Genomic DNA, 9,346 nt, shown 5'->3' with positions numbered 1-9,346 from the left:
GGTTAAACCAGAGATCATTCCTTTTAATTTTGGAGTAAACGAGCTTTCTTTGAAATTTAAAATTGGTCAAAAGAAATCGGACAGTATAAACCTAGAGGGTTTAAAGATTCTGTTGGGGGATGGTTTTTGCAATAGTACTGATCCACAAGGTTGGGTCGGTAAATATTTGGCCGATAACCCTAAAAATAAATCGGTTGTTTTACAATTGGTACAACAAATAAAAGAGATTTGGGAAGCTAAAGCACATAATACCGATGAGAGTGACCCATACAAAATGGCAAGGTGCATTGTGTTATTAACGTATGAAATTGGGATTATTCCTGCTTGGAATTGCAAAAGTGGTAAAGATCGTACGGGTTTTCTTGACGGAGAAGTTAAGCGAGAAGTGATTAAATTACATCAGAATGAATCGGTTACTCCTTGGGGAGCACTTGGCAGTGAAGATCAGAAACTACTACAGAAGGTTTTACTCAACAGTGGTAACTTACAAATTCAGGAATCGAACACAGGAGGAGCTCAGGGGAATAAAGTGTGTACAAAAACACCTTGGATGCTGAGCTCAGCAGAACTGTCTCTAAAAAGAAAGAGAATTGGTGATAGAGACGCATGGAAAAAGATAAAAGGTTTGTCTAATTTTGTGAATTCATGAAACTGAATACCAAAAGATAGTGGCATTCATAAAAGCCTGATGGTTTGTTACCCCACATTTTTATGTGTTCGCATGAACTGGATTCCCCCTTTTGTTACACAATAGGGGGTGTGTATTAGTGGTGAGTTTTAGTATCAAAATAGGGTGATTTGGTGCTGGTCATCTTGGGCTGGAAATGTTGTCAATGTAGGTAATGTGAGTCGTTGTTGCAGCTGTTGGTATAGCTCGGCGGCTAATAATGGGGCTTCAATATTGTCTGGCGTGTGGACCATAAGATAAGGTTGTTTTCTTTGTTCGATCCAATGTGGCAGTTTGGTCATCCACGCTTCAAAAAAGGGGTAATTGGCCTCTAATTCTGGGTGGCCGATAAAACGGATCATCGGCGTTTGTGCCGTGGCAATGGCGTGAACAGGGACTTTAGGTTTCTTTTTCTGAGCATCAATGATGACGTCGGTCGTCGGTTTGGCCGAAAAGATAGGACGACTATCCATAATGATTCGATCAATCGACGATTCAACTAACCATTGATTGAGCGCTTTTTCAGCTTCTCCCTTAGCAAAAAACTCAAGGTGCCGCACTTCAACACTCAGTGGAAAACCCGCGGGAAAATAGGCGCAGAATTTTTTCAACTGCTCTAAGTGCTGTGGGCCAAAAGTAGCTGGCAGTTGGATGGTCCATAATCCAACACGAGAGTGTAGAGGCTCCATCAGCATCATAAAATCTTTTAACTGATCTTGGCAGCCAGTGAGCTTATGTTCGTGGGTAATAGCTTTGGGCAGTTTGAACGTAAACCGAAAATCATCATGAGTGGCGGCGCGCCAGTTCTGCACTGTGTTCATGGAAGGTGACGCATAGAAAGTAGTGTTGCCTTCTACGGTATGAAAAACCCTCGCATACTTTTCAAGACGCTGCGCAGCAGGCGTTCCCGCGCCGTAAAACGTACTTTGCCAGCCCGCGTGTGACCACATGGTAAGGCCGAGTCGCAGTGGTAAATTCATCATACTGACCTTTTAATCCATTACTAAAAATAAATACTCTACGAGAGTTTTGATGATTTTGGTATTTTAACGCTATAATCAGCCGCAATTTCTCAGCGGTGTTGCTATTTTGGTTGATTATTGATTTAAAAAGCAGCAACCCTTGATAAAACACAACAAATTGTATTCTGGAAGGTCGATTTTGCACATCTTTCAGCGTATAAATGGAACTTTGCGCTGCTCAGATAATGACGCTGAGCGGCTTAGAATTGATAACTAATTAGAGATTGGGAAATTCATTATGCGTAGCCATTATTGTGGTCACCTGAACAAGTCCCTCGCAGGACAAACTGTGGAGTTGTGCGGCTGGGTTAATCGCCGTCGTGATTTAGGCGGTCTTATCTTTATTGATATGCGAGATCGTGAAGGCATCGTTCAGGTGGTGGTTGATCCAGATATGGCGGATGTATTTGCAGTAGCTAACCAACTGCGTAATGAATTCTGCATTAAGCTCACTGGTGAAGTACGCGCGCGTCCAGAAAGTCAAATCAATAAAGAGATGGCGACTGGCGAAGTAGAAATTCTCGCGAGTGGGATTTCGATTATCAACCGCAGTGATGTTTTGCCTCTGGATTTCAACCAAAAGAACTCAGAAGAGCAACGTCTAAAATATCGTTACTTAGATCTACGCCGTCCAGAAATGAGTGATCGTATTAAGCTGCGCGCTAAAGCGTCTAGCTTTGTACGCCGCTTCCTTGATGAACACGGTTTCCTCGATATTGAAACGCCAGTTTTGACGAAAGCAACGCCGGAAGGGGCTCGTGACTACTTAGTGCCAAGTCGTGTGCACAAAGGCAGTTTCTATGCACTTCCTCAATCGCCACAACTGTTTAAACAGTTGCTGATGATGTCAGGCTTTGACCGTTACTATCAAATCGTAAAATGTTTCCGTGATGAAGATTTACGTGCTGACCGTCAACCAGAATTTACTCAAATCGATATTGAAACGTCATTTATGACGGCTGACCAAGTGCGTGAAGTGACTGAAAAAATGGTTCGCAATATGTGGCTTGAGTTACTAAATGTAGACTTAGGTAATTTCCCTGTGATGCCATACAGCGAAGCGATGCGTCGCTATGGTAGCGACAAGCCGGATCTGCGTAACCCACTGGAATTGGTTGATGTTGCAGACCTTGTAAAATATGTGGATTTCAATGTTTTCTCTGGTCCCGCTAATGATGCTAAAGGACGCGTGGCGGTTATTCGTGTACCGGGTGGCGCGGCATTAACTCGTAAGCAAATTGATAGCTACGCTGAGTTTGTTGGTATTTATGGCGCGAAAGGTTTGGCGTGGATGAAAGTCAATGATCGCGCTGCTGGCTTAGAGGGCGTTCAATCTCCGGTCGCGAAATTCCTTTCGGCTGACATTGTGGAAGGCATTTTGGCGCGTACTCACGCTGAGTCTGGCGACATCATTTTGTTTGGTGCCGATAAAATAAAAGTGGTGACTGAAGCCTTGGGTGCGCTGCGTTTGAAATTGGGTAAAGATCTGGCGATCACCAATGAAAATTCATGGGCTCCACTATGGGTTGTTGATTTCCCAATGTTTGAGGAAGATGACGAAGGTAACTTGCATGCTATGCATCACCCATTTACCGCGCCACTTAACTTAACCGCGCAAGAGCTGCAAGCCAACCCAGCGGTTGCAAATTCAAATGCTTACGACATGGTATTAAACGGCTATGAAGTAGGTGGTGGCTCGGTGCGTATTCACAATGCTGAAATGCAATCTGTGGTGTTTGAGATTTTAGGTATCGATGCGCAAGAGCAACAACTGAAATTTGGCTTCCTATTGGATGCGCTGAAATTTGGTACGCCACCACACGCAGGTCTTGCATTCGGTCTTGATCGTTTGGTGATGCTGTTGTGTGGTACGGAAAATATTCGCGATGTGATTGCCTTCCCTAAAACAACCGCAGCCGCTTGTTTGCTAACGGATGCACCGAGTCTGGCTAACCCAGCGTCGCTCGAAGAGTTGGCGATTGCGGTGACGGTCGCAAAAGAAAAAGCGCAATAAACGCAACGGTAACAGGGTGGCGCAAGTCACCCTCTTTTTTGCCCCCGCGTAGGGTTATCCTTTTTTATTTGAGTGAACCTTGTTCTCTCGCCAATTGACTTAGTGACAGGAATCTCTCTTTTGGCTCAAATGTATTTCTATTACTCTGCGATGAATGCAGGTAAATCAACCACTCTTCTACAATCTTCTTTCAACTACCAAGAGCGTGGTATGACGCCCGTGATCTATACCGCTGCCATCGACGACCGCTATGGTGTTGGTAAAGTAAGTTCAAGAATAGGATTGGAATCAGACGCCCAGCTTTTTACCGCTGAAACGAATTTGTATGATGAGATCAACGCACTGCACGAGCAACAAAAGCGTCACTGTATTTTGGTTGATGAGTGCCAATTCTTAACCAAAGAGCAAGTCTATCAATTGACTGAAGTGGTCGATAAAATCGGCATTCCGGTACTGTGCTATGGTTTGCGTACCGATTTCTTAGGTGAGCTATTTGAAGGGAGTAAATATCTACTTTCTTGGGCCGATAAGCTGGTGGAATTGAAAACAATTTGTCATTGTGGCCGTAAAGCGAACATGGTCATTCGCACCGATGAACATGGAGTGGCGATTGCCGAAGGTGATCAAGTCTCTATTGGTGGTAACGATAAATACGTGTCGGTATGTCGTCAGCACTATAAAGAAGCCTTGGGTAAGTAAATTCATTACTTCTGCGCCTTGAACAAATTATTCGATAGGGAGGTTTAAGCCTCCCTATCTATTTTGTATGCCCCACAACTTGTGTTACCACTCAAATTGACTCAGAACTTGGTAAGCAAGTGTCACATCGTCTGGGATCGGTTGCTCAATCTGAAATCCTTGTGCTGGGTAGTCGCGGACTCGCACAAAATCGTCTAATAGCGCACTCAGTACAACATCAACGGTGAAATCCTCATCAAGATAATCGAAAAATGTCTCTCCGCTAGAGGTCACCATCAATGACTCAAATGGGGCGGGCCACTGCTTAACAAATGTGGCGTAGGCACGACGTTCCATGAAGGGTTTTTGAACCACAATAATACGTTGCGCAGTGATCGATTTTTCTGCCAATAGATGGTGACTAAATCGTACATTTTCTCCAGAGTGAGTCGCCTCTTTTTCCAGTAAAATCGCGTGGGTTGGTACGCCACAATCTTTGGCTATGTCAGCAAAGGTTTCTGCTTCGCTTTTAGCAAATTTACCCTCAGTAAAACGCCCTTGTCCGCCAGAGAAAAGAAGGTAGGGAGCCAGATTTTGTTGGTACAAATGTGCAGCATACTCAGCCACGCGCAAATCATTGCTGCAAAACACCATAATGATATCGGCCGCGACGAGCTCATGCTTCATCTGCATGTACTGCCACAAGGTTTCAATGTGTTGGTAGAGATGTTTACTCATTCAGTGCCAGTGCCTCTAACGTGTGTGAATAATGAAATTGATAGCCCAATTGGCTCAGCTTGTCGCTTAAGATGCGTTTGTCTGCAATATCGACAATTGGCGGCAATGGTGAGTCTAGCTCGGCGGCCGCCAACGCGGCTTGATAAAACTCAGCTTTACTCACGGTTTGTGGTGTGGTGGCGTTAACGACCTGTTTGGAGAGTTTTTCGCTGGCAAAAATCAGTGCACCAATGGCGTCTTTTTGATGCAACATATTAGCTGGTGCAAGCCGGCTGACTTGCGCCAAACGCGCTGCAAATCGTGAGGGATGACGCTTTGGTCCGATCAAGCCACTACAGCGTACAATGACATAATCTAGCCCTGAATCGATAACGTGTTGCTCGGCTTGCAACATGATTCGTGCTCCTTCACTGAAGTTTGAGTCATTTTGCGCCAGTGACAAGGAGGCATCCTGTTCACTCATTGGTTGTGCAATGTCAGGATAGACGCTGGTTGAGCTGACCATGACGATTTTACGCACATTAGCCAGCTTTGCTTGCGTGACTAAATGCTGCCACTGCTGCGCATACTCTTGCCCTCTTCCCTTGCGAAAACCGGGTGGAAAGCTGCCTATCACAATCTCACTTTTTTGAGCAATAAAGTGCTGCGATAAGCTTTGGTCGCGCAGAGAAAGATCGCATACAAAGCCTGTGATGCCATGTTGCGTTAACTCAAGCATTCCTGCCGTTTGGGTGCGGCTGGCGTAGACTTGGTGGTTTTTGGTAAGAGCTTGCGCTAGAGGAAGGCCTAGCCAACCTGCGCCAATGAGGGTAATGGTGTTCATAAAATGTACATCCTGTATTGATTGTATGCCGATCAGGCATCGGTGAGTGGACTAAGCTGGCGCAACAACTGCCTGACCATTTTATGGATAGGATCGGCGCTCATGCGCTGGTGCTGAATGACATCAATGTTGGTATACCAAGCCAGCTGTTCAAACTCAACAGGGACACGCACTAATTTCCCCATCGCTTGTTCACTTTCGGCTAAATAGCTTGGCAGCAAACACCATCCTAAACCGCTTAACGCCATCTCTAATAATAGATAGTAGTTATCGGCGTACCATATCTCGGGGCTAAAGGCTTGATGGAAACTGCTGGTTTTATGGCTGCGTGAGCGGATAACGAGTTGGCGATGCAATCTTAGCATATCGATATGGGGCGCTTGATGCTGAGCCAATTCATGCTCTGCGGCCACATAAACATCAAAACGGATTGAACCGACATTTTCAAAATCAAGGTTATTCGGTAAGGCCAATTCACTGAAGATGATCCCGCAGCTAGCGCGACCTTGTTCCACCATTTCAATCACATCGGTACTTGATGCACTTAAACATTCAATTTCAATGTGTGGAAACTGTGTGGCTAACTGTTTGAATAAATGGGTTAACCCTTGTAACGGGATCCCTTCATCCATCGCGAGCGAAAGCTGTTGATTGGGTGAGGAAGCAAGCAGTTGTGCTTGTTGCGCTAAGCGTTGATGTTGCTGCAACGTCGCTTGCGCATACGGTAGAAGTCGCTCGCCTTGCGCGGTTAATCGTGGATAACGGCCGGAGCGATCAAACAGTTCTACGCCGCAATCAATTTCTAAATTGATGATGTGTTGGCTAACGGCTGATTGAACTTTGCCCAACTGTCTTGCCGCGCCGGAGAAAGAGCCACTCTCAACGGTTGCGGTGAAGGCTTGCAACTGATCAATACTCAACATATCTCATTTACCGATACTATCTAACTTTTTAGTATCTTCAATATAGATGAAAATGAGCCCATTCAACACCTCAGACGAAGAATAAAGAGGAGAAAAATGATGTCAATGAGAGAGCTGTCGGTGAAAGAGCGCCTTTTCCATGCAATAACGTTTGAAGTGACCGCATTAGCGTTAATTATTCCAATCTCCGCATTGGTGACAGGGCAGGGAACGGGGGATTTAGCCATGATAGGTATTGGTTTGAGCCTATTTGCCGTAGCGTGGAACTATCTATACAACGTTTTGTTCGACCGAGTGTTTGGTACCAACCGATTAGCGCGTACGGTTAGCTTACGCTTGTTACACACGACTGGTTTTGAAGGTGGGCTCGTCTTTATTTCTATTCCGGTGATCGCTTGGGTTTTAGACGTATCGATGTGGGATGCGTTGATTTTGGAAGCTGGGTTTCTGACCTTTTTCTTTATCTACACCACACTGTTTAACTGGGGATATGATCGAATTCAGCCCTATCAACGTTGGATTGAGCCAATGGCCAAATAAAGAAGAGCGGTTTTTTTAAGGGGACAAGGCAGCCAGCAGAATCACGGCTGCCTTTGCAGGCTAGATTAAGAGTTCAAAACACGCAGCACGCGCTCTGCATGCTCGGCCACTTCGATACCTTCATCCGTTAAATAGCCACCATCAGGTAATGTACACAGACCTTTTTCGTAAAGACGTTGAACGGCGGATTGCATGTCGTCAGACGCATCATTACGGACTTTAATGCCAGTCGCAGCGCTGCTTAAATCAAATTGGAGGAGTAGATTGAGCTCGGCGATATTTTGTTGAGTAAATTTCATCTCGACACCTATGTAGTGAATGATTTTTTGTCACCATAGATGGCGGCGCTGTTGGCTGCAATCAGTTGTTGTAAGAAATGTTATCTGCAACCAAATTGGGGATATTTCACACAGTTATATTCATCATTGGCTTGCAAGAGAGTGGCTATCTATAGACGCTGGATATGGGCTATCAATAAATTTTTATGATTTTCATCACGCTAAACACATTTTTTGTAAACATAGAAAATAGCTCTTGAATTGTCATAGGAATGGAGCGATTATCCGCGCCTTATATAACTTGTTTCAAAATGTTACTTGCCATGAACTTAAACCAATTTGATTCCCTATTGCCACCGCAAATGGCAGAGCGCGCCGCAGAAACTGGCGTTGGAAAAGCGACGAAAGATCCGATGAAGTCTTTCCTTCTTGCCATTTCTGCTGGCATTCATATCGGTATTGCTTTCGTTTTTTACACTACAGTGACGACAGGAACGGGCGATATGGCTTGGGGTCTGAGTCGTTTTATCGGCGGCTTTGCGTTTAGCTTAGGTCTTATTCTGGTGGTGGTCACCGGTGGTGAGTTATTCACTAGTTCAGTGCTGACTTTGGTTGCACGTGCGAGTGGCAAAATTTCTTGGAGCATGTTGATTAAAAACTGGGTCATCGTCTATTTTGGCAACCTTGCTGGTGCGCTGATGCTTGTCGCCTGTATGCTCGTTTCCAAACAATATATGTTTGATGGTGGCCAAGTTGGCCTCAATGCGATGGCCATTTCTCAGCATAAATTGCATCACGAGTTTATGCAGGCAGTAGCGCTTGGCATTATGTGTAACGTGTTGGTGTGCGTGGCGGTCTGGATGACTTTCAGTGGTCGTACCTTGACTGACAAAATTATGGTGATGATTTTACCTGTCGCTATGTTTGTCGCCGCGGGTTTTGAGCACTGCATCGCTAATATGTTCCAAGTTCCGATGGCAATTGGTATCAAATATTTTGCACCCGCTGAGTTTTGGCAGATGACGGGTGCCAATATTGCCGACTACGCAGACCTTAACTTAATGGGTTTTTTGATCAATAACCTATTACCCGTGACGATTGGCAATATCATCGGTGGGGGTGTTTTTGTTGGCATTTGGTACTGGTTAATTTACCTTCGAGATGGATCTCACGAATAACTCCTTATTGAAGAGATGATTTTAGAAGCGGCTTTAAGGGCCGCTTTTTGTTGTCATTTCTAAACCATCGCCTTAGGTGGTGTTGACTGCTTCTGCTAGTGTTTGTTCACTATTTATACCTTTAAAACAGCTTATCCACATTTTCTGTGGATAAGCTGTTTTAAAGCCAGTGTGTAAGATGAATTCTATCAAGAAGTGCACAAAAACCCAGCAGTGGGCAGTGCATTATGCACTGAAGTGGGGCGAATATAACACCGATTCCTGAGCGGTGATCGACATCTAACTATGCCTCATCTTATTAACAATAGTGTTACATTTTGGTTGCCATTTGAGCGTTTTGCGGGAAGAAATTCGCACCTCAATCCTATCTTGCAATTCATTTTGTTTCTTTTTTGTTTCTTGCTTAACGTTTATGAAAAGAAATTAAATTGACACAACTACTCACATTTCTATACATAAATTCTTAATCAAACACAACTCCGTGC

General features: G+C 44.6%; 10 protein-coding genes. 5 read left to right on the top strand and 5 right to left on the bottom strand.

Going from position 1 to position 9,346, the window contains the following annotated elements:
• Positions 1-649, top strand: a 649-nt coding sequence (locus tag AACT21_RS02525) for an inositol phosphate phosphatase SopB (protein ID WP_303396331.1), incomplete at its 5' end; no start/stop codon positions are given.
• A gap of 134 nt (positions 650-783) precedes the next feature.
• Here AACT21_RS02525 and AACT21_RS02520 read toward each other — a convergent pair.
• Positions 784-1,650, bottom strand: coding sequence for a DUF72 domain-containing protein (locus AACT21_RS02520; protein ID WP_094149762.1), 867 nt, complete (start codon positions 1,648-1,650; stop codon positions 784-786).
• A 277-nt stretch (positions 1,651-1,927) separates the two neighbouring features.
• Here AACT21_RS02520 and aspS point away from each other — a divergent pair, with 277 nt between their 5' ends.
• Together aspS and AACT21_RS02510 are read left to right on the top strand one after the other, a co-directional pair.
• Positions 1,928-3,703 (top strand): aspartate--tRNA ligase, encoded by a 1,776-nt coding sequence (gene aspS / locus AACT21_RS02515; RefSeq protein WP_094163658.1) that lies wholly within the window; start codon positions 1,928-1,930, stop codon positions 3,701-3,703.
• A gap of 120 nt (positions 3,704-3,823) precedes the next feature.
• Positions 3,824-4,402, top strand: a complete 579-nt coding sequence (locus AACT21_RS02510; protein ID WP_026027614.1) for a thymidine kinase — start codon at positions 3,824-3,826, stop codon at positions 4,400-4,402.
• Between the two features lie 84 nt (positions 4,403-4,486).
• Here AACT21_RS02510 and AACT21_RS02505 read toward each other — a convergent pair whose 3' ends face one another.
• The 3 genes from AACT21_RS02505 to AACT21_RS02495 are packed head-to-tail and all read right to left on the bottom strand — an operon-like array spanning position 4,487 to position 6,865.
• Positions 4,487-5,119: a YdcF family protein gene (locus AACT21_RS02505; protein ID WP_094163656.1), complete on the bottom strand. Its 633-nt coding sequence runs from the start codon at positions 5,117-5,119 to the stop codon at positions 4,487-4,489.
• A complete protein-coding gene (locus AACT21_RS02500; protein WP_094163654.1) occupies positions 5,112-5,942 on the bottom strand; it encodes an NAD(P)H-binding protein in 831 nt (276 codons plus the stop codon). Before AACT21_RS02500 ends, AACT21_RS02505 begins: the two co-directional genes overlap by 8 nt.
• 32 nt (positions 5,943-5,974) lie before the next feature.
• Positions 5,975-6,865 carry a LysR family transcriptional regulator gene (locus tag AACT21_RS02495; RefSeq protein ID WP_010318618.1) on the bottom strand — a complete coding sequence of 297 codons (891 nt, stop codon included), beginning with the start codon at positions 6,863-6,865 and terminating at the stop codon, positions 5,975-5,977.
• 96 nt (positions 6,866-6,961) lie between these two features.
• On the opposite strand from AACT21_RS02495, the gene AACT21_RS02490 reads away from it, so the two are divergent.
• Entirely contained in the window at positions 6,962-7,405 is a 444-nt protein-coding gene (locus AACT21_RS02490) for a PACE efflux transporter (RefSeq protein WP_094163652.1), read from the top strand.
• A 65-nt stretch (positions 7,406-7,470) separates the two neighbouring features.
• Here AACT21_RS02490 and AACT21_RS02485 read toward each other — a convergent pair whose 3' ends face one another.
• Positions 7,471-7,704 carry a TIGR02647 family protein gene (locus tag AACT21_RS02485; RefSeq protein WP_010318620.1) on the bottom strand — a complete coding sequence of 78 codons (234 nt, stop codon included), beginning with the start codon at positions 7,702-7,704 and terminating at the stop codon, positions 7,471-7,473.
• A 302-nt stretch (positions 7,705-8,006) separates the two neighbouring features.
• Here AACT21_RS02485 and focA point away from each other — a divergent pair, with 302 nt between their 5' ends.
• Positions 8,007-8,861, top strand: coding sequence for a formate transporter FocA (gene focA / locus AACT21_RS02480; protein ID WP_026028023.1), 855 nt, complete (start codon positions 8,007-8,009; stop codon positions 8,859-8,861).
• The last annotated feature ends 485 nt before the right edge of the window (positions 8,862-9,346 follow it).

Source organism: Vibrio sp. V08_P9A1T1 (assembly GCF_963874405.1).
Classification (GTDB): domain Bacteria; phylum Pseudomonadota; class Gammaproteobacteria; order Enterobacterales; family Vibrionaceae; genus Vibrio; species Vibrio anguillarum.
The sequence above is the reverse complement of the archived record's forward strand: the minus strand, read 5'-3'. Positions and strand labels throughout refer to the sequence as shown.

Bases quoted from the DNA above. Each gene is read 5' to 3' on its own strand.
- AACT21_RS02490 (WP_094163652.1), top strand. From the start codon at position 6,962: ATGATGTCAATGAGAGAGCTGTCGGTGAAAGAGCGCCTTTTCCATGCA.
- AACT21_RS02505 (WP_094163656.1), bottom strand. From the start codon at position 5,119: ATGAGTAAACATCTCTACCAACACATTGAAACCTTGTGGCAGTACATG.
- AACT21_RS02500 (WP_094163654.1), bottom strand. From the start codon at position 5,942: ATGAACACCATTACCCTCATTGGCGCAGGTTGGCTAGGCCTTCCTCTA.
- focA (WP_026028023.1), top strand. From the start codon at position 8,007: ATGAACTTAAACCAATTTGATTCCCTATTGCCACCGCAAATGGCAGAG.
- AACT21_RS02485 (WP_010318620.1), bottom strand. From the start codon at position 7,704: ATGAAATTTACTCAACAAAATATCGCCGAGCTCAATCTACTCCTCCAA.
- AACT21_RS02495 (WP_010318618.1), bottom strand. From the start codon at position 6,865: ATGTTGAGTATTGATCAGTTGCAAGCCTTCACCGCAACCGTTGAGAGT.
- AACT21_RS02520 (WP_094149762.1), bottom strand. From the start codon at position 1,650: ATGATGAATTTACCACTGCGACTCGGCCTTACCATGTGGTCACACGCG.
- aspS (WP_094163658.1), top strand. From the start codon at position 1,928: ATGCGTAGCCATTATTGTGGTCACCTGAACAAGTCCCTCGCAGGACAA.